Genomic DNA, 17,438 nt, shown 5'->3' with positions numbered 1-17,438 from the left:
TCTCGGTCATAGCTGTGCTCCCGTCACGTCGTAGCGCTCGGCGAACCATCCGCAGAGCACGTTCATCGAAACCACCGTCACCAGCACCACGAGGGCGGCGAAGAGCGACTGTTGTGGGAAGCCCTCGATGATCGAAGCCTGGCCCTCGGAGACCATGACGCCCCAGTCGGAGGTCGGCGGCTGGAGCCCGAGCCCGAGGTAGGACACAGCGGCCAGGTCGAGCATCGCGTAGGCGAAGCCAATGCCTGCCTGGACGATGATCATCGGCATCAGGTTGGGCAGCAGATGGCGCAGCGCGATCCGGATCGGGGTGACGCCTTGGATCTGTAGTGCCGCGACATAGGGCAGGTTCCGCTCGCGCAGCGCGACCGAGCGCAGGACGCGAGCCACCAGGGGTACGTAGCCGATCGACAGCGCCATCACCGGGGCCCAGAAGCCGGCGCCGAAGACCGCCACCGAAACCACGGCGAGGACCAGGCCGGGAAAGGCGAAGAGGATCTCGATGCAGCGGGAGATGACGGCGTCGACCATCCCTCCACACCATGCGGCGACCAAGGCGATGACCGTGCCGACAGTCATTGACAGCATGATCACGACGGTGGGACCGGCGAGGCTGAGCCGGGCGCCGTACAGCAGTCGGCTCAGCAGGTCGCGACCGCTCGCATCGGTGCCGAGCAGGTGGTCGGCACCAGGACCGGCATAGGGGTTGAGGAGGTCGACGGCGTGGGGGTCGTGGGGTGCGAGCACCGGAGCGAGAACGGCGGCCAGCACCACCAACCCGATCACGACAGCCGCAACCAGGACGACCGGACTCGTTCGTGCCAGTCGACGAAACATGATCCGGCGTCGGCCGAGAGCGAGGTCGATGGTCATGCGGAGCCTCCTTCCAGGGCGATCCGCGGGTCGAGGAGGGCGTTGACCGAATCGATCACGGTGTTCACGACGACGAACGAGGCGACCATGAAGAGGGAGATGACCTGCACCACGGCCAGGTCCTTGCGTGCGGCCGCGTCGACGAGCAAAGATCCGATGCCGTTGACGCCGAACGCCTGCTCGGCCACCGCGGTGCCGGCGAAGAGACCGGCGATGCTCAGGCCCGAGACAGTCAGGATCGGCGCGATCGCGTTGCGGAGGACGTGGCGTCGGTTGACCAGCGCCGGCGGGATCCCGCGGCTCTCGGCCGTCTCGACGTGCTCGGAGAACTTCTCCTCGTCGACGGCCCCACGCGTCACGGTCGCGACATAGGCGACATACGACATGCTCAGGGCGATCGCGGGCAGCGTGAGGTGGTGCAGTCGGTCGAGAAGACCCGAGCCGGTGCCGTAGATCGGGAACCAGCCGACGGTCGTGGCGAACACTGCGATCAGGACTATCGCCACGACGAACGTGGGCGCGCCCATCGCGACGGTGGTGAGCATGCTGACGACCGTGCGGGTGACACCACCCCGCAGGCCGGCCAGGACGCCGAGACCGATCCCGAACACCAGAATCAGCGTGCCGCCGTACCCGACGAGCAGGACGGTGCTGAGCAGTCGCTCGGTCAGCAGCGTCCCGACGTCGGTGTGGTAGACCATCGACGTCCCCATGTCGCCGGTGAGGACACCGTGGAGCCACTGCAGGTACTGGCTCCACAGGGGGTCGTCGAGGTGGTACTCGGCCCGGATCCGGGTGAGGTTCTCCGCGTTCGGCTTGGTGCCGCCCGCGATGGTCGTCGCCGGGTCGCCGGGGGCGAGGTGGAGCGCCAGGAAGATCGCCACGCTCGAGACCAGCATGGTGCTGACAAGAACCCCGGCCTTTCGCAGGAGGAAGAACGACCAACCGGCCACGGCTACTTCGTCCCGCCCAGGGTGAGGGCCCACGGTGAGCTGAGATGGGCGATCGAGGCAGGTGCACCGCTCAAGCCGTCACCCAGGTAGAGGAGCGAGTCCATGCCGGCGAGGGTGACCTGCAGGTTGTCGGGCGCGAAGATGGCCTGTGCCTCGGTGAACTTCGTGGCGATGACCTCGGGGTCGCTCGACGCCCGCGCGTCGTCGATGAGCTTCGATACCTCGGGGTCGGAGTAGCGCGACCAGTTGAAGAGGCCCGTCGGCTGGGTGAACTCCGGGGCGTAGTAGAGCGAACCCGGCACCTCCTGGTAGCCCGTCGTGCAGACGAAGTCGATCTCGGCTCGCTTGGCCGGGTTGTAGAAGAGCTCGGAGAACTCGGTCGGCTGGAGCGTCTTCAGCTCGATCTGGAGGCCGACCTCCTTGGCCGCCGCCTGGACGACCACCGCCGCCTGGGACTCGGTGCCGCCACCGGCGGGGATCGCCATCACGAGCTTTCTCGAGCCCGCGCCGGCCTCCTCGACGAGCGCCTTCGCCTTCGTCAGATCCGGCTTGCCGGCGGGTAGCGCGTCGTATCCCTCCTGGTAGATCGCCGCCGCGGCGTCGCCCTGCCAGGCGAGCGGGGCCGTGAAGGTGCGCTGGACGGTTCCCATGCCACGAAGGACCGAGGAGATGAGCGCCTCGCGGTCGATAGCCAAGCTGAGCGCCTCACGCACCCGGGGATCGGCCGCTGGCCCGTGCTCGCTGGTCGGCCCAAAGCTGAGCGACTGTGTGCTGGTGCCGCGGTATAGCGTGCCCGACCCAGCTTTGTTCAAGGCGACGGCGGCGGAGATCGGGAGGTCGTACGCCCCGTCGATCTCCCCCGAGCGCAGGGCGGTGGTGAGGGTCGCGGTGTCCCCGACGAACCGGAACTCGATCGCGTCGACGTTCGGCTCGCCGTTCCAGTAGTCCGGGTTGGCTGCGATCTTGATGCTGTCGCCGCTCTTCCAGCTGACGAACTCATAGGGACCGGTGCACATCACGTCACCTCCGGACGTACCGAAGCTCCGGCCCGCCTTCTGTGTGAAGGCGGCCTGGACGATGGCACCCACTGGCCCGGCGAGCGCGTTACGGAACTGCGCGTCGTGAGCCGAGAAGGTGATGGTCACCTGGCTCGGCCCGGTCTTCTCGATCGACTTCACGCCTCGGAAGGCACCGCTGTAGAAGCTCGGCCCTTTGGGGTCGGCGGTCCGCTTGAGGCTGTAGAGCACGTCCTCGGTTGTCATCGGCGTGCCGTCCCAGAAGGTGACGTCCTCGCGTAGATCGAGCTCGAGGGTGGTCGGGGTGGCCCACTCCGCGGATGTGGCCAGCCCCGGCTCGATGGTGAAGTCGGGCTGGACGGTCAGCAGGCTCTCGCACAGGTTCGCCGACACCGTCGACTCAGAGGCACCACCTGCGATCATCGGATCGATGGTTGTCGGCTCCCCGGTGGGCAGCCCCCACACGACGGAGTCGACCTTCTGCGTGCCTGCAGGGGTGGTCTCCACGACCTTGCTGGAAGCAGCTGGACTCTTCGATGCGTCGCTGCCTCCAGTGCATGCGGTCAGCCCTACCGCCGCCACGAGGGCGAGGCTCGCGAGCCACTTTGGCGAGTGCGCCATGGTTCCTCCATGTCATCGCTGCGAGTGTGATGTTCGTCGCATCTTCGGTAGGCGTCAGCGTAGGTCTTTGACAGGGATCCTGGCAATGGCGTTTATCAGGTTTCTTGTTAACCTTGGGGCAGACGACCAGAACCTTGAAAGGTGGCCATGACTGACGGTGACGCCGAACGCGCCTCGACGCCTCCGCTGTTGACCTATGCCGTCAAACAGGTCGAGCTGGCCGTCCGGGCGCATCTGGACGACCTGCTCAAGCCATATGGGGTCACGGCCATGCAGTACACGGCGCTCAGCGTCCTCGAGCACGGCGGAGAGGCATCGGCGGCCCAGCTCGCCCGCCATTCCTTTGTCACCGCGCAGTCGATGGCAGACATGATCCGCACGCTCACCGACAAGCGACTCGTCAGGCGTGATCGTGACCCCGCAGACCGCAAACGCTTGCTGATCAGCCTGACTCCCGGTGGACTGGAACTCCTTGACGTCGTAAGGAAAGACGTCGAAGAACTGGACCGAATGATGACTGGTGCCCTCACGGCCCGGCAGCGCGAGGCACTGCGCAAGAGTCTGAATGAGTGCCGCGCAGCGCTCCAACGGATCTGAGCGGTTGCTGAGCGACGTCTCCTTCTAGATGCGCGGCCTCGACGATTACATGCGTGGCACCGGACGCGTCATGCGTGCCGGGATCAAGAAGATCTGGGGCCCTGGCCGTTACGAGACGGGCAACAACGCCTTCACCTACTTCCTCGGCCCCAGCGGCAGCACGATGGAGTACACGACCGAGCTCGAGCCCCGACCGAGCTCGAGCCCCGACCGCGGCGTCTTCGTCGCACCCCTGTCCCGCATCGTCCCCGATCTCTTCGAACCCTTCCGCCGCCTCGCCGAACGGACGAACACCCCAGGCGAAGGATCGGGACTAGGTCTGGCGATCGTCGCTTCCATCGCCCGTGCTCACGCGCCCCAGCCACCGCACACGCGAACCAAGGCGGCGGGCTCACTCTGACCGTCACCTTCCCGTGACGGGGCCCCGGACGGGCGCGGCCGGAGGAGTCCAGAGGATCAGTGTTCGATCAGGAGACGTTCGCACGTCATCCACCGATTCCAGATACGTTCAGGTCTCCCAGCTGTCTAGAGCCGGTCGCTTCTACAGGCTGAGCCTCTGCTGAAGAGTCCGAGTTGTGCGCTGGCTCATCACCATCGGGCATGTGAACAGTGGTTCGGGCGATGGTTGTCAGTGGTTAGGAGAGTGCTCGGCGGGCGGTGTCGAGAAACGTACGGAACGCCTGTCGGTCCTCGGGCCCGAGCTCGGCCAGCATCTGCTCCTCGAGCTCTTCGACGCGGGGGTCGTAGGCGTCGAGGAACTCGCGGCCCTCGGTGGTGAGGCTGATCAGCATGCGGCGCCGGTTGTCGGGGTCGATGCGGCGCTCGATGAGGCCGCGGCGCTCGAGTGCACCGATGAGATCAGCGGCGGACTGGGCGCGTACGAACGAGGCTCGGGCCAGGTCGGCGGCGCTCATCGTGGGGCGGCGCTCGAGCACCGAGAGGGCGGTGTACTGCAGGGCGGTGACCCCTGATTCCTTCAGGACGGCGTCGAGGCGGGCTCGGGTGGCGAGCTCGAGCTGCTTGACGACGTAGAGCAGCAGGGGTGCGTCGGTCATGCGGTCATTCAAGCATCGCTTCGCTTGCGGGAGGCGCCTACTTCTGCGATTATCAGGATTCCTGTCAATCATGAGGAGTTCATCATGCTCGGAACCCCCCTTCCCGATGCCCTGCGGGCAGAGCGCGTCGACGACGTCGCGGTGCTGACCCTCGCCCGCCCCGCGAAGCGGAACGCGCTCAGCGACGAGGCGGTGCTCGGGATCGAGCGGTTCTTCGACGGCCTCGAGCCGGACGTACGTGCCGTCGTCATCGACGCGGACGGCGACCACTTCTGCGCCGGGCTCGACCTGTCCGAGATGACCCGGCGCGACACCCTTGGCGGGGTCACCCACTCGCGGATGTGGCACCGGGTCTTCGAGAAGATCGAGTTCGGGCCGGTGCCGGTCGTCGCCGCGCTGAAGGGAGCCGTCGTCGGGGGCGGGCTGGAGCTTGCCGCCGCTGCGCACATCCGGGTCGCCGAGGAATCCACCTTCTACGCGCTGCCCGAGGGACAGCGCGGGCTCTTCGTCGGCGGCGGCGCCTCGGTGCGTGTCCCGCGGCTCATCGGGGTCTCCCGGATGGCGGACATGATGCTGACCGGCCGGCGCTACGACGCGCAGGAGGGGCTGGGGCTGGGTCTGAGCCAGTACGCGGTGGCCGACGGCACCGGTCGAAAGACCGCCCTCGAGCTGGCCGGTCGGATCGCCCAGAACGCGCCCCAGACCAACTTCGCGGTCGTGCAGGCGCTGCCGCGCATCGCCGAGGCCAACCCGCGCGACGGCTTCCTGATGGAGTCGCTGATGGCGGCCATCGCGCAGGGGACCGACGACGCCAAGGGCCGGATGCAGGACTTTCTCGACGGACGGGCCAGGAAGGTGACGGACCAGTGAACACGACCCAGCAGACCCGGCAGACCCGACAGATCGATCAGGGCGATGTCGTCTGGACGCCTCCCGCCGACGTGCTCTCCACCTCCCGGGTCGGTGAGTTCCTGGCCTGGATCGCCCGCGAGCGCGACCTGGCGATGACCACCCACGAGGAGCTGTGGCGCTGGTCGGTGACCGACCTCGACGGGTTCTGGTCGGCGGTGTGGGAGTTCTTCGGGGTGCGGAGCCACGCTGCGTACGACGGCGTGCTGGCCTCTCGGGAGATGCCCGGGGCGCGCTGGTTCCCGGGTGCGCTGCTCAACTACGCCGAGCACGCGCTCGGCACCGACGAGGACCCTTCGACAAGCTCAGGACATCGCCTCGACCGGGTCGCCGTGCTCGGCCGTTCGCAGACCCGCGACGACGTCGAGCTGACCTTCGGCGACCTGCGCGACCAGGTGGCCCGGGCGCGCGCCGCGCTGCAGAGGTTGGGCGTACGCCGCGGCGACCGTGTCGCCGGTTACCTCCCCAACATCCCCGAGGCCCTGGTCGCCTATCTGGCCACCGCGAGTCTCGGCGCGACCTGGGCGTCGTGCGCCAGCGAGTTCGGACCGCGCAGCGTGATCGACCGCTTCGCCCAGATCGAACCGGTCGTGCTGCTGGTCGCCGGTGGTTACCGCTACGGCGCCAAGGACATCGACCGGCGTGCCCAGGTGGCCGAGATCCGGGCCGAGTTGCCGTCGGTGCACCATGTGGTCGATGTCGAATACGGCCAGCATCGCGTCGAGGACGCGCTCTCCTGGACCTCCCTGCTCGCCTCGGAGGAGGGGGCCGAGCTCGCCTTCGAGCCGGTGCCCTTCGACCACCCGCTGGTCGTGCTCTTCTCCTCCGGTACGACCGGCCGGCCGAAGGCGATCGTCCACGGCCACGGCGGCATCCTGCTCGAGCACCTCAAGAACCACGCGCTCTCGTGGGACATGGGGCCTGAGGACCGGATGCTCTGGTTCTCCACCACCGCCTGGATGATGTGGAACGCCCTGGTCTCCTCGCTCCTGGTCCGCTCCTCGATCGTGATGGTCGACGGCAACCCGATGCACCCCGACCTCACCTGGCAGTGGCGGCTCGCGGCGTCGACCGGAGCGACCGTGATGGGCGCCAGTCCGGGGTTCGTGATGGCCTGCCGCAAGGCTGACGTCGACCTCACCACCCTCGGCGACCTGCGGGTTCGTGTCCTCGGCTCGGCCGGAGCGCCGCTCCCGCCCGAGGGCTACGCCTGGCTCCGGGACCAGCTCCCGGGGGCGCAGATCAACGTCGGCAGCGGCGGCACCGACGTCTGCTCCGGCATCGTGCAGAACAACCCGCTGCTCCCGGTCTACGCCGGCGAGATCTCCGGCCGCTGCCTCGGCGTCGACGCCCACGCCTACGACGAGTCCGGCCGCCCGGTCACAGGGGTGCTCGGCGAGCTCGTCATCACCTCGCCGATGCCCTCGATGCCGGTCGGCTTCTGGGGCGACGCGGACGGCACCCGCTACCGCGAGGCCTACTTCAACCACTATCCCGGTGTGTGGCGCCACGGCGACTGGATCCTCTTCCACGACAACGGCAGCTGCCACGTCGCCGGCCGCTCCGACGCGACCCTCAACCGAGGCGGCGTACGCCTCGGCACCGCCGAGTTCTATCGCGTCGCCGAGGAGGTGGACGGTGTCGCCGACTCGCTGGTCGTCCATCTCGAGGACCCCGACGGAGGCAACGGCGAGCTGCTGCTCTTCGTGGTCACCGATACCGGTGTACGCCTCGACGACCCGCTCCGGGCCCGTCTGGTCGGGGCGCTGCGGTCGGCGCTCTCCCCGCGGCACATCCCCGACCAGGTGATCGAGGTGCCCGCGGTGCCGCGCAACCTCACCGGCAAGAAGCTCGAGCTGCCCGCCAAGCGCATCCTGCAGGGCGTACGCCCTGAGGACGTCGCCAGCCGGGACGCGCTCGCCGACCCGGCGTCCCTCGAACCGTTCGTCGCGCTGGCGATCTCGGGCACGCTGAGCAGGAGGACCGCATGAGGAGTGGTGAAAACGTTCGTACGCTCGGGGTCGTCGGCACCGGCGCGATCGGGGTCAGCTGGGTGGTGCTCGGGCTCGAGCAGGGGCTCGACGTGGTCGCCTGGGACCCGGCCGAGGGTGCCGAGGAGCGGTTGCGTGCGCAGGTCCCGGAGGGATCGTTGAGGTTCGCGGACGGCGTCGAGGAGGTCGGCGCGGCCGCCGACCTGGTGCTGGAGAGCGGCCCGGAGCGGCTGGAGGTCAAGCGCGAGATCTTCGCCGCGCTCGACGCGGCCGCCGCGGGCGACGTACTGCTCACCAGCAGCTCCTCGGGTCTGATGCCGAGCACGTTCCAGGACGCCTGCACGCGCCACCCGGAGCGGGTGCTGGTGGCGCACCCGTTCAACCCGCCGCACCTGGTGCCGCTGGTCGAGGTCGTCGGCGGATCGGCGACGTCGGCGGAGGCCGTCGAGGCGGCTCTGGAGACCATGCGCCACCTGGGCAAGCGTCCCATCCACATCCGCCGCGAGGTGCCCGGGCACGTGGCCAACCGGCTCCAGGCGGCGCTGTGGCGCGAGGCCTACCACCTCGTCGACCAGGGCATCGTCTCGGTCGCCGACATCGACACCGCGATCGCCGACGGCCCCGGGCTGCGCTGGTCGCTGCTCGGCCCCTTCGCGACCCAGCACCTCTCCGGCGGCCCGGGCGGGCTCGGGCACGTGCTCGAGCATCTCGGTCCGCCGATGGTCGAATGGTGGGACGACCTCGGTCACCCTGCCCTGACCAAAGATCTGGTCGAGAAGCTGGTCGACGGGGTCGACGAGGAGCTCGACGGCACCTCTGCCGAGGACCTCGTCGGGCGCCGCGACCAGGCGCTGCGGCGACTGCTGGAGATCAAGACCGACCTCAGGCTCGGCTGAGCCCACGAGACGAACGAGGATCGACATGTTGGACAGCGGCATCGGATCGTGGCCCGCCCGCCGGGCCCGGATGACCCCTGGCGCGCGGGCGTTCGTGCAGGACGACGCGGTGGTGACGTACGCCGAGGTCGACCGCCTCGTCGACGCGGTCGCCCACGGGCTGCGGGCCCGCGGCGTGGCCCCGGGGGACCGGGTCGCCTTCCTGGGCCTGAACTCGGTCGAGCTGGCGGTGACCCTCTTCGCCACCGCCCGGCTGGGGGCGGTCTTCCTGCCGCTCAACACCCGGCTGGCGCCGCCCGAGCTGGCCTGGATCCTCACCGACGCCTCGCCTGCGCTGCTGGTCCACGCCGACGCCTTCGACGAGGCGGTCTCCTCCGAGGTGGTCGCGGCCCTCGGGTTGCCGAGCCATCGGTTCACCGCTGCCGGCGGTCGCGGGCTTGACGGTCTGGCGACGCCCGCCGAGGGGCGGATCGACGTCGAGGTCGGGCTGGACGACGTCTTCATGATCCAGTACACCTCCGGCACCAGCGGCCGCCCCAAGGGCGTGATGTTGACGCACGGAAACATCGCCTGGAACGCCTTCAACCTGCTCGTCGACGTCGACGTCCGCTCCGACGAGATCGCTCTGGTCACCGCCCCGCTGTTCCACACCGCTGCGCTCAATCAGGTGCTGCTGCCGACCTTCCTCAAGGGCGGGACCTCCCTCATCGCCGCCCGCTTCGACCCGGCCGCCGCGATCGCCACCATCGAGCGGGAGCGGGTGACGCTGCTTTTCGGCGTCACCTCGATGTACCAGGCCCTCGCCCAGGAGCCGACCTGGGCGACCGCCGACCTCGGCAGTCTCCGCTCGGCCCTGAGCGGGGGCGCGCCGATCCCGCGCACGCTCCTGGACACCTGGCAGAGCCGCGGCCTGCACATCATCCAGGGCTACGGGCTGACCGAGGCCTCCCCGGGGACGACCATGCTGCGCGCCGCCGACGGCCTCGACAAGCTCGGCTCGGCTGGCACCCCCTGCTTCTTCACCGACGTACGCGTCGTGGCGCCCGGCAACGAGGAGGCGGCTCCCGGCCAGGCCGGTGAGGTGCACGTCAGCGGTCCCAACGTGACTCCCGGCTACTGGCGCAACGACGCGGCAACGGGGGCTGCCTTCGACGGCCCCTGGCTGCGTACGGGTGATGTCGCCGTCGTCGACGACGACGGCTTCCTCTATGTGGTCGACCGGGTGAAGGACATGTTCATCAGCGGCGGCGAGAACGTCTTCCCGGCCGAGGTCGAGCAGGCGCTCTACACCCATCCCGACGTCGCCGAGGCCGCCGTCATCGGCGTCCCCGACGAGCGCTGGGGAGAGGTCGGCCGCGCCGTCGTCGTACGCCGCCCTGGCTCCGCCCTCACCGAGTCCGACCTGCTCGACCACCTCGACGGACGGCTGGCCCGCTACAAGATCCCCAAGGCCGTCGTCCTCGTCGAGGAGATCCCACACAACGCCTCCGGCAAGTTGCTGAAGTCGCGGGTCCGTGAGCTGTACGGCACCCCGGAAGGAACCACCCGATGACCCGCTACGAGCCCCATATCGACACCGGCTCGATCCGAGCCCTCGACATGCACACCCACGTCGAGGCCGACCATCACGGTCACTTTTCGCTCGACCAGGAGCTGATGGACGCCTCGGCGGCCTACTTCCGCGGCGACCACCCGCGCACCCCGACCGTCGACGACCTCGCCGCCTACTACCGCGATCGCGACATGGCCGCGGTGATCTTCACCGTCGACGCCTCGACCGGCCTCGACCATCCGCCGCTGTCGAGCGAGGAGATCGCCGAGCGCGCGACCGAGCACGCCGACGTGCTGATCCCGTTCGGCTCCGTCGACCCCCGCAAGGGCGAGGCCGCCGTGAAGCAGGCCCGCCGTCTCGTCGAGGACTACGGCGTGCGCGGCTTCAAGTTCCATCCCGGCCTGCAGGCCTTCTCGCCGGCCGACCCCGAGTTCCGCCCGCTGTGGGCGACGTTGGAGGAGCTCGGCGTGGTCGCGCTCTTCCACACCGGCCAGACCGGGATCGGTGCCGGCCTCCCGGGCGGCCGCGGGATCAGGCTGCGCTACTCCGACCCGCTGCTTCTCGACGACGTCGCCGCCGACTTCCCGGACCTGCAGATCGTGATGGCGCACCCCGCTGTCCCGTGGGTCGACGTGCAGATCTCGATAGCCACCCACAAGGCCAACGTCCACATCGATCTGTCCGGCTGGTCGCCGAAGTACTTTCCGCCGCAGCTGGTCAAGCAGCTCAACGGCCCGCTGCGGAGCAAAGTGCTCTTCGGCTCGGACTTCCCGGTGATCACCCCCGACCGCTGGTTCGCCGACCTCGAGAAGCTGGGGATCAAGGACGACGTCAAGCCGCTGTTGTTCCGGGACAACGCGCTCCGCCTGCTGGGGCTGGGATCCTGACCACGGCCCGGTCGGCACGTTCTCGGAGAGTCGGTCGGCCAGCGGTCCCTTGTTGGGCGGCTCGCGCAGGATTGGGTTGGTCACTAGCGATCGCGAGGCCGGCGAGGATGGTGAACAGGGTGCCTGCTTGGCTGGTGCACCGGGAGGCGGCCTCGCGGACGATGGTCCGTGCCGAAGGCGCGACCAGCGTGTCGAGGGCGACGTCGTAGGTCCTCGCGTAGGCGTCGGCCACGAACGCGACGCCCAGGCTGGCCCCGGGAATCCCCGGGTTCGCGGTGACCACTTCGGCAAGGCCGAGAGGGTCGGCCGTCGGCGAGAGCGCGGCAGTTCCCGCTACCCCGGCGTCGGGGGCGTACGACGAGGCGAGCTGGCCCGCCCACAACGCTGCGTGGCCGCCCTGGGAATGCCCCCAGACGACGGTCTGCTCGGCCAGCTGGACTCCGGGCGCCTCGCGGGCAGCCCGCACGGAGTCGAGGACGGAGTACGCCTCGCCGCGCCCGATCGAGTAGGGGAAATCGCCATCCGCGCCCATCCTGTCGTAGTCGGTCGCCACCATCGCCCACCCGTGCTCGACGAAGGCACTCATCGCTGGCATCCCCACGGTGCTGGTCGCGTCCCGGCCCAGGCTAGGGGTGCATGCTCGGGCGACGCCGACCGTGCCGTGGGCCCACGCGACGAGAGGGGTCGGCTCGGGAGCGGAGGTGCCGGACGGCTGGTCGGGCACGGCCAGCACCCCGGCTCGCCATCGCCGGCGAGCCGTCGGTCGCGGTCGTGGTGTACAGGATCCGATACGCCTTCAATCCCGCGGGCAGGTCACCGGCGTACGGCTCGCTGCGCACCAACCGGCCGGCCTCCGCCGGGACCCCGGCCGGGGCGTCGTAGAAGTCGTCCACGACCGGTACGCCGCTACGGAACTGGTCACTGAGGACGAGGCCGGCGACGGCGACGGCAGCAATCAGAACAGCGCTGGCGAAGCGCACACCCGGTAGCCACCGCCGAGCCTGGCGCCGCGCCCGAGCATCATCTCGGACTCCGCGCCACACCAAGGCGACTCCGAAAGCCGCCGTGCGGACGCCGAACAACACGGCGATGACCAAGAGGGTCACGTCTGGCCACCGGAGCAAGACGAGGCGCGTTGCGCCGGAAGCAGCATGGGCCTTGACCAAGCCGCCGACGCCCCGTGTTCAGCACGGGGTCGGAACCGGGCGGAAAGTTTCTTGCCAAATCGGGAATGCCCAACCATGTCTAATGATTAGAGTGTGCGTAACCATTAGACATGGCCTGAAGATCTGGCCCCACCGAAAGGCAAGAACACGATGAACCGACTGCCCCTGATCGACGCGACCGCCGCACAGCCCGCCGCCAAGGACCTGCTGGCCGGCGTACAGGCCGCCCTGGGCGTCACGCCCAACATGGCCAAGGCCCTGGCCAACAGCCCCTCCGCGCTGAAGGGCTGGGTCCAGTTCAACTCGGCCGTTGGCGAGGGTGTCCTGCCCGCGTCGGTCCGTGAGCGGATCGCGATCCTGGTCGCCCAGGAGAACGGCTGCGACTACTGCCTCTCGGCCCACACCTACCTGGCGACCAATGTCGCGGGTGTGTCGGCGGACGAGGCCGGCGACGCGAGGGCGGGCAAGTCGGCTGAGCCGACGGCAGCAGCCGCGCTGGAGCTTGCCGCCGCGATCGTGAAGAACCGCGGAGACGTCGACGACTCGGAGCTCGCTGCCGCCCGTGCCGCCGGGCTGACGGACGAGGAGATCGCAGAGGTGGTGGCCAACGTGGCCCTCAACTTCTTCACCAACATCTTCAACCGTCTCGCGCACACCGAGATCGACTTCCCGGCCGTACGCCACGCCGAGTAGTAGTCCCTCAGCGCGCGGCCGTGGTCACCGGCCACGGCCGCGCGCGTCCCCCCGGAAGAAAGGAACGCCATGAAGACCTCGACGACCACACCGCTCCCGCGTATGCAGCAGGCACTGATGATCTGGCTCGGCGTGTTCCCGACGTTGGCCCTGCTCGACCTCGTGCTGGGCGGCGTGCTCGAGCCGCTCCCGTCTCTGGTGCGGACGCTGGTGCTGACCGGCCTCACCGTCCCGATCGTCGTCTACCTGGTCCTGCCGCGGATCCAGCAGGCCCGGGCTGCCCTGGTGCGCCAGTCATGACCGGGCACTATGCGCAGGTGGCGTTCACGCCCCTCGTGACCAGTCATCAGGCCGCCCACGGGAGCGCCGAAGCCTACGCGCGGATGGCTGCCTTCGGGGACGGCCCCGATCGTCTCGGCGCCGACGAGGCGGACTTCATCCACTCCCGCGACAGCTTCTTCATCTCGTCGGTCAGCGAGACCGGCTGGCCCTATATCCAGCACCGCGGTGGTCCGCCCGGATTCCTTCGTGTGCTCGATGAACGGACCCTGGGGTTCGCGGATTTCCGTGGGAACCGGCAGTACATCACTCGGGGCAACCTGGACCACGACGAGCGGGTCTCGCTCTTCCTCATCGACTACCGGCTCCGGGCTCGGATGAAGATCTTCGGGCGAGCGCGTGTGGTCGAGCCTGAGGACGATGCCGCGCTGGTCGCCTCGCTCGCCCCTCCTGACTACCCGGCCAGGGTGGAACGGGCAATGCTGATCGAGGTCGAGGCCCTGGACTGGAACTGTCGCCAGCACATCCCGGAGCTGGTTCCGCTGGACGTGGTGAGGCGCACGATGGAGGAGCTCGCCGGAAAGATCACGCAGCTCGAGGCGGAGCTCGCCGAGACCAGGGCGTCAAGGTGATCGGGGCGTCATTCCTGAAGGATGCCGCGCAGGGTCCTGGTCAGATGTCGGATGAGGCGCTCGGGAGACATCTCGGCCAGCCGGCCGCTCTTGATCACGTAGCGGCTGAAGGTCACGCCGATGAGATGCGCGCCCAGCAGGTCGACGCGTTCCTCGAGGTCAGGGCCGCTGAGTACGGAGCGGTAGGCCTCCAGGCTGCGCGACCGCATCGCGTCGTAGAGCCTCGTCGCGGCCGGCTCTCCGGCGGCGGCGCTCCGGATCACCGCGAGGAAGGGGTCGTCGCTCTCCGGCTGCTCCATCCGCTGCACGAAGGCTTCGGCGATCCGGTCGGCAAGGGTCTCGGGCGGACCGGAGAGCACGTCGCCGAGATCTCTCGATCCCGGCACCGCAGCGATGAAGAGCTCTTCCTTGCTGGTGAAGTGCCGCATCACCAGGCCGTGGGTGACGCCGGCGCGCTGGGCGATCTCCCGGATCGTGGCCTTGGCGTAGCCGCGTTCGGCGAACGCCGCTCGCGCGGCAGCGAGGATCGCGGCGCGGTGGGCGACGGGATCGCGCCGTCGTTTCCTGGGTTCCACAAATTTAGTGTACAGCCGTTCATTAAGTGGCTAGGCTCGCTAATGACCACTTGGACAATAAGAGGGAAGTCATGGCAGGACGTTCACGTGCGCTCGACCCGGTCGGGCGGCCGGCGCAGGTCTCTTCGGAGCTTCGAGCAGATGGTGCCGCTCCACCCCCGCGCTGGGCGATCAGGGCGGCGCACGTCGCCTCGCTGACCACGCTGCCGTCGGGGCTGTGGCGGGTCGCCCTGGCGATCGGTCTACCGGTCGGCTACAGCGAGGCCTCGGCGCGGGAGCTCTTCGACGCTCCAGGGGCCGGATCGGCGTACCTGATCGGGCTGACCGTGCTGCTCGAGCTGCTGTCCCTGCTTTCGCTCGGTCTCGTACGTCCGTGGGGCGAGGTGGTGCCTCGGTGGGTGCCGCTGCTGGGTGGTCGGGGGATCCCGCCCCGCGCGGTCGTCATCTCGGCGGCAGCGGGCGCAGCTGCCCTCACCGCACTGTGGGTCCCCTTCGCGGTGCTGTGGTGGTGGAGCGACGGCGACGGACACCTGACCGGCACGGCACACGCGCTGGTGGGACTGACCTACCTGCCTTTGGCGCTGTGGGGGCCGCTCCTGGGTGCCCTCACCTGGTCATATCACCGCCGCCACAAGGAAGGTCGACCATGACCACCACCAGCTCTCCAGTTCTGAAGACGACGGGGCCGCGCGGCCTGACCGCATGGTCCGCGGCAGCGACCGGGGTGGCAGGGCTCGTGCTGCTGGCGAGCGGCCAGTCCGCGTACGTCGACCGCATCGCGCCGATCTGGACTCCCGTGCTCGGCGCTGTCCTCGCCCTGGTGTGCGCGGGCACGGTCAGGCATCGACGGGTGGCCGCAGTGGCGGCCACGGTGTTCCTCCTGCCGTCTGCGATCGCGGGCATCTTCCATGTGATGCGGGCGCTGGGTGCGATCCCGCTTCCGGTCGACTGGTTGGCCCTCGTGGTCTCCGTCGGTGCGGTGGTGACGCTCTGGGCGACGTGGCGGCTGTCGCATCCGCTGCAGGGCGATGACGGACTCCCGCTCGATACGCCGCGGTGGGTCGTGCTGGTCGGCGTCCTCGCCGCTCTGGCCTATCCGGCCATCAAGACGTCCTGGGTCGCGGGCTCCAGCTGGTTGGCGCCCCGAGGAGTCGGGCACGAGGTGGACGCGGCGTACGTCGTCCCGGTCGCCCTCGCCCTGCTGGGCTCTGCCGCGACGGTCATCGCCCTACGGTGGTGGGACCGACCTTCGCCCCGCTGGGCGCACCACGCCGCCGCGGCCGGCGCCCTGGCACTCATCGGGCTCGGGGTGAGTGGGGTCAACGCCACCTTCACCAACTCGCCTCCGGAGGGGCCCGCACTGGGAATCCTCGTCTATGGAGGCTGGGGCCTGTGGGGCCTTGCCACGCTGGCGGTGGCTGCCCGACTCTCGCCGCGAAGGGTGACGGTCACAGAATCTGCATGACCCAGGTTGGGCCGGGTACCGCGAGCACATGACTGAGACGAACCAGGACGATGCCCGCGTACAGGCTCTTCGAAGTGTGGTCGAGCGCGTCACCGCATGGCAGGAGACAGCGCCCGACGGAACGATCCGGGAGGAGCTCGCCAAGGCGCTGAACGAGGCCGGGGTGACCCTCACCGAGGAGCAGCAGGAGCTCGTGACGGAGCAGATCTCGCGTCAGGAGGAGGTCGACGTCGACCAGCTCGCCGACCACAGCGGTGAAGGTGGCCCTGCCTGAAGGCGGAACGGCATCGTTGGGGACCGCGCGCCCACCCGGACTACGGCCGCGCCTGCTCCGCCTTCCGCGTCGCGGCGAGGGTGCCGATCAGGGCCAGTGCCTGTGCATCACTCGTGCCGGGCTCGGCATGGTAGACGACCAACTCCTGGCCGGGGGCCGATCGGACGTCGAAGGCCTGGAGCTGCAGGGTCAGGTCGCCGACCGAGGGGTGGTGGAAACGCTTGGTCGTGAGGCGCTTGGGACGGGCCTCGTGCCGCTCCCACATCGCGACGAACTCCGGGCTCGTAGCCGTCAGCTCGTCGACGATCGCGCTGAGGCGGGGGTCCTGGGGCCAGCGGCCCTGCAAGGCCCGGAATCCAGCGACGGTGTGGCCGGCCACCCATTCCCAGTCCAGGTACAGGGACCGGGCCGCGGGGTCCTGGAACATCTTCAGCATCAGGTTCGGTCCCAGGTCGAATCCGTCGAAGAGTGCGTGGGCGACGCTGTTCCCGGCGAGCACGTCGTAGGCCCGGCCGAGCACGAGTGCTGGGTTGTCGGGCCACATGTCCATGAGCCGCAGGAGTTGCGGGTCCACACGCTCGGGAACGGCGATCCGCGTCGTGGCCGGGGTGAGGCCGGCCAGGTGGTAGAGGTGGGCGCGGGCATCGGCGTCGAGCTGGAGCACCTGGCTCAGCGCGTCGAGCACCTGGGCTGAGGGGTTGCGCTCTCGGCCCTGCTCGAGGCGGATGTAGTAGTCGACGCTCATCCCGGCTGAGGTGGCGACCTCCTCCCGGCGGAGTCCGGGGACCCGGCGTGCGCCATAGGTCGGGAGGCCGGCATGCTCGGGGGTCACCTGGGCACGGCGTGCGCGGAGGTACGTCCCTAGTGCTGTGGTACCCATGGCAAGGAGCCTAGAGAGGCTGGCGCGAACCGGAGAGCTGCTGCTCAACGAGGTCCGCGAAGCCCTCGCCCGCTACGTCATCCTGCCCGACGAGCACGCCGCCACCGGAGTCGTTCTCTGGATC

General features: G+C 69.2%; 21 protein-coding genes. 13 read left to right on the top strand and 8 right to left on the bottom strand.

The genetic code is table 11. The annotated features are described in order from the left end of the window. Positions 1–6: 6 nt before the first annotated feature. Genes ABZZ22_RS07005 through ABZZ22_RS06995 form a run of 3 tightly spaced genes read right to left on the bottom strand, consistent with a single transcriptional unit; the run spans position 7 to position 3,463 of the window. On the bottom strand, positions 7–873 hold the full coding sequence (locus ABZZ22_RS07005; RefSeq protein WP_354928415.1) for an ABC transporter permease: 867 nt from the start codon (positions 871–873) through the stop codon (positions 7–9). Beyond that, positions 870–1,826: an ABC transporter permease gene (locus ABZZ22_RS07000; RefSeq protein ID WP_354928412.1), complete on the bottom strand. Its 957-nt coding sequence runs from the start codon at positions 1,824–1,826 to the stop codon at positions 870–872. The genes ABZZ22_RS07005 and ABZZ22_RS07000 overlap by 4 nt, the downstream gene beginning before the upstream one ends. Positions 1,827–1,828: 2 nt before the next feature. Next, positions 1,829–3,463 carry an ABC transporter substrate-binding protein gene (locus tag ABZZ22_RS06995; protein ID WP_354928409.1) on the bottom strand — a complete coding sequence of 545 codons (1,635 nt, stop codon included), beginning with the start codon at positions 3,461–3,463 and terminating at the stop codon, positions 1,829–1,831. A 147-nt stretch (positions 3,464–3,610) separates the two neighbouring features. Between ABZZ22_RS06995 and ABZZ22_RS06990 the strand changes: the two genes are divergently transcribed. Then, positions 3,611–4,060, top strand: a complete 450-nt coding sequence (locus ABZZ22_RS06990) for a MarR family transcriptional regulator (protein ID WP_354928669.1) — start codon at positions 3,611–3,613, stop codon at positions 4,058–4,060. 49 nt (positions 4,061–4,109) lie between these two features. Beyond that, positions 4,110–4,460 (top strand): hypothetical protein, encoded by a 351-nt coding sequence (locus ABZZ22_RS06985; protein WP_354928406.1) that lies wholly within the window; start codon positions 4,110–4,112, stop codon positions 4,458–4,460. A gap of 235 nt (positions 4,461–4,695) precedes the next feature. Here ABZZ22_RS06985 and ABZZ22_RS06980 read toward each other — a convergent pair whose 3' ends face one another. Beyond that, a complete protein-coding gene (locus ABZZ22_RS06980) occupies positions 4,696–5,115 on the bottom strand; it encodes a MarR family transcriptional regulator (RefSeq protein WP_354928402.1) in 420 nt (139 codons plus the stop codon). 84 nt (positions 5,116–5,199) lie between these two features. Here ABZZ22_RS06980 and ABZZ22_RS06975 point away from each other — a divergent pair, with 84 nt between their 5' ends. Genes ABZZ22_RS06975 through couO form a run of 5 tightly spaced genes read left to right on the top strand, consistent with a single transcriptional unit; the run spans position 5,200 to position 11,350 of the window. Next, complete coding sequence (locus ABZZ22_RS06975) at positions 5,200–5,985, top strand: crotonase/enoyl-CoA hydratase family protein (RefSeq protein WP_354928399.1); 786 nt, start codon at positions 5,200–5,202, stop codon at positions 5,983–5,985. After that, entirely contained in the window at positions 5,982–8,015 is a 2,034-nt protein-coding gene (locus ABZZ22_RS06970; RefSeq protein WP_354928396.1) for an acetoacetate--CoA ligase, read from the top strand. The genes ABZZ22_RS06975 and ABZZ22_RS06970 overlap by 4 nt, the downstream gene beginning before the upstream one ends. Then, positions 8,012–8,911, top strand: a complete 900-nt coding sequence (locus ABZZ22_RS06965) for a 3-hydroxyacyl-CoA dehydrogenase NAD-binding domain-containing protein (protein WP_354928393.1) — start codon at positions 8,012–8,014, stop codon at positions 8,909–8,911. Before ABZZ22_RS06970 ends, ABZZ22_RS06965 begins: the two co-directional genes overlap by 4 nt. Before the next feature lie 25 nt (positions 8,912–8,936). After that, entirely contained in the window at positions 8,937–10,463 is a 1,527-nt protein-coding gene (locus tag ABZZ22_RS06960) for a long-chain fatty acid--CoA ligase (RefSeq protein ID WP_354928390.1), read from the top strand. Then, on the top strand, positions 10,460–11,350 hold the full coding sequence (gene couO, locus ABZZ22_RS06955; RefSeq protein ID WP_354928387.1) for a 4-hydroxyphenyl-beta-ketoacyl-CoA hydrolase: 891 nt from the start codon (positions 10,460–10,462) through the stop codon (positions 11,348–11,350). Before ABZZ22_RS06960 ends, couO begins: the two co-directional genes overlap by 4 nt. Here the strand turns inward: couO and ABZZ22_RS06950 are convergent. Together ABZZ22_RS06950 and ABZZ22_RS06945 are read right to left on the bottom strand one after the other, a co-directional pair. Next, entirely contained in the window at positions 11,295–11,936 is a 642-nt protein-coding gene (locus ABZZ22_RS06950) for a lipase family protein (protein ID WP_354928384.1), read from the bottom strand. The genes couO and ABZZ22_RS06950 overlap by 56 nt on opposite strands. Positions 11,937–11,976: 40 nt before the next feature. Beyond that, positions 11,977–12,330 carry a hypothetical protein gene (locus ABZZ22_RS06945; RefSeq protein ID WP_354928381.1) on the bottom strand — a complete coding sequence of 118 codons (354 nt, stop codon included), beginning with the start codon at positions 12,328–12,330 and terminating at the stop codon, positions 11,977–11,979. Positions 12,331–12,666: 336 nt separating this feature from the next. Between ABZZ22_RS06945 and ABZZ22_RS06940 the strand changes: the two genes are divergently transcribed. The 3 genes from ABZZ22_RS06940 (at position 12,667) to ABZZ22_RS06930 (ending at position 14,120) form a co-directional block, all read left to right on the top strand. Then, positions 12,667–13,209 (top strand): carboxymuconolactone decarboxylase family protein, encoded by a 543-nt coding sequence (locus tag ABZZ22_RS06940; RefSeq protein ID WP_354928378.1) that lies wholly within the window; start codon positions 12,667–12,669, stop codon positions 13,207–13,209. 69 nt (positions 13,210–13,278) lie between these two features. Beyond that, positions 13,279–13,509 (top strand): hypothetical protein, encoded by a 231-nt coding sequence (locus tag ABZZ22_RS06935; RefSeq protein WP_354928375.1) that lies wholly within the window; start codon positions 13,279–13,281, stop codon positions 13,507–13,509. After that, complete coding sequence (locus ABZZ22_RS06930; RefSeq protein ID WP_354928372.1) at positions 13,506–14,120, top strand: pyridoxamine 5'-phosphate oxidase family protein; 615 nt, start codon at positions 13,506–13,508, stop codon at positions 14,118–14,120. Before ABZZ22_RS06935 ends, ABZZ22_RS06930 begins: the two co-directional genes overlap by 4 nt. Before the next feature lie 8 nt (positions 14,121–14,128). On the opposite strand, the gene ABZZ22_RS06925 is transcribed toward ABZZ22_RS06930, so the two are convergent. After that, complete coding sequence (locus ABZZ22_RS06925; protein WP_354928369.1) at positions 14,129–14,695, bottom strand: TetR family transcriptional regulator; 567 nt, start codon at positions 14,693–14,695, stop codon at positions 14,129–14,131. Positions 14,696–14,766: 71 nt separating this feature from the next. Here ABZZ22_RS06925 and ABZZ22_RS06920 point away from each other — a divergent pair, with 71 nt between their 5' ends. The 3 genes from ABZZ22_RS06920 to ABZZ22_RS06910 are packed head-to-tail and all read left to right on the top strand — an operon-like array spanning position 14,767 to position 16,434. Beyond that, complete coding sequence (locus tag ABZZ22_RS06920) at positions 14,767–15,345, top strand: hypothetical protein (protein ID WP_354928366.1); 579 nt, start codon at positions 14,767–14,769, stop codon at positions 15,343–15,345. Further along, positions 15,342–16,160 carry a hypothetical protein gene (locus tag ABZZ22_RS06915; RefSeq protein WP_354928363.1) on the top strand — a complete coding sequence of 273 codons (819 nt, stop codon included), beginning with the start codon at positions 15,342–15,344 and terminating at the stop codon, positions 16,158–16,160. The genes ABZZ22_RS06920 and ABZZ22_RS06915 overlap by 4 nt, the downstream gene beginning before the upstream one ends. A gap of 28 nt (positions 16,161–16,188) precedes the next feature. Then, entirely contained in the window at positions 16,189–16,434 is a 246-nt protein-coding gene (locus ABZZ22_RS06910; RefSeq protein WP_354928360.1) for a hypothetical protein, read from the top strand. A 40-nt stretch (positions 16,435–16,474) separates the two neighbouring features. On the opposite strand, the gene ABZZ22_RS06905 is transcribed toward ABZZ22_RS06910, so the two are convergent. Then, positions 16,475–17,314, bottom strand: coding sequence for a helix-turn-helix transcriptional regulator (locus tag ABZZ22_RS06905; RefSeq protein ID WP_354928357.1), 840 nt, complete (start codon positions 17,312–17,314; stop codon positions 16,475–16,477). Positions 17,315–17,438: the final 124 nt, after the last annotated feature.

It is taken from the genome of Nocardioides sp. NPDC006273, assembly GCF_040613495.1.
Lineage (GTDB): Bacteria > Actinomycetota > Actinomycetes > Propionibacteriales > Nocardioidaceae > Nocardioides.
The sequence above is the reverse complement of the archived record's forward strand: the minus strand, read 5'-3'. Positions and strand labels throughout refer to the sequence as shown.

Excerpts from the sequence above, each read along its gene's own strand:
- ABZZ22_RS07005 (WP_354928415.1), bottom strand. The coding sequence starts at position 873 with ATGACCATCGACCTCGCTCTCGGCCGACGCCGGATCATGTTTCGTCGA.
- ABZZ22_RS06995 (WP_354928409.1), bottom strand. The coding sequence starts at position 3,463 with ATGGCGCACTCGCCAAAGTGGCTCGCGAGCCTCGCCCTCGTGGCGGCG.
- ABZZ22_RS06990 (WP_354928669.1), top strand. The coding sequence starts at position 3,611 with ATGACTGACGGTGACGCCGAACGCGCCTCGACGCCTCCGCTGTTGACC.
- ABZZ22_RS06985 (WP_354928406.1), top strand. The coding sequence starts at position 4,110 with ATGCGTGGCACCGGACGCGTCATGCGTGCCGGGATCAAGAAGATCTGG.
- ABZZ22_RS06980 (WP_354928402.1), bottom strand. The coding sequence starts at position 5,115 with ATGACCGACGCACCCCTGCTGCTCTACGTCGTCAAGCAGCTCGAGCTC.
- ABZZ22_RS06975 (WP_354928399.1), top strand. The coding sequence starts at position 5,200 with ATGCTCGGAACCCCCCTTCCCGATGCCCTGCGGGCAGAGCGCGTCGAC.
- ABZZ22_RS06965 (WP_354928393.1), top strand. The coding sequence starts at position 8,012 with ATGAGGAGTGGTGAAAACGTTCGTACGCTCGGGGTCGTCGGCACCGGC.
- ABZZ22_RS06960 (WP_354928390.1), top strand. The coding sequence starts at position 8,937 with ATGTTGGACAGCGGCATCGGATCGTGGCCCGCCCGCCGGGCCCGGATG.
- couO (WP_354928387.1), top strand. The coding sequence starts at position 10,460 with ATGACCCGCTACGAGCCCCATATCGACACCGGCTCGATCCGAGCCCTC.
- ABZZ22_RS06950 (WP_354928384.1), bottom strand. The coding sequence starts at position 11,936 with ATGAGTGCCTTCGTCGAGCACGGGTGGGCGATGGTGGCGACCGACTAC.
- ABZZ22_RS06940 (WP_354928378.1), top strand. The coding sequence starts at position 12,667 with ATGAACCGACTGCCCCTGATCGACGCGACCGCCGCACAGCCCGCCGCC.
- ABZZ22_RS06935 (WP_354928375.1), top strand. The coding sequence starts at position 13,279 with ATGAAGACCTCGACGACCACACCGCTCCCGCGTATGCAGCAGGCACTG.
- ABZZ22_RS06930 (WP_354928372.1), top strand. The coding sequence starts at position 13,506 with ATGACCGGGCACTATGCGCAGGTGGCGTTCACGCCCCTCGTGACCAGT.
- ABZZ22_RS06920 (WP_354928366.1), top strand. The coding sequence starts at position 14,767 with ATGGCAGGACGTTCACGTGCGCTCGACCCGGTCGGGCGGCCGGCGCAG.
- ABZZ22_RS06915 (WP_354928363.1), top strand. The coding sequence starts at position 15,342 with ATGACCACCACCAGCTCTCCAGTTCTGAAGACGACGGGGCCGCGCGGC.
- ABZZ22_RS06910 (WP_354928360.1), top strand. The coding sequence starts at position 16,189 with ATGACTGAGACGAACCAGGACGATGCCCGCGTACAGGCTCTTCGAAGT.
- ABZZ22_RS06905 (WP_354928357.1), bottom strand. The coding sequence starts at position 17,314 with ATGGGTACCACAGCACTAGGGACGTACCTCCGCGCACGCCGTGCCCAG.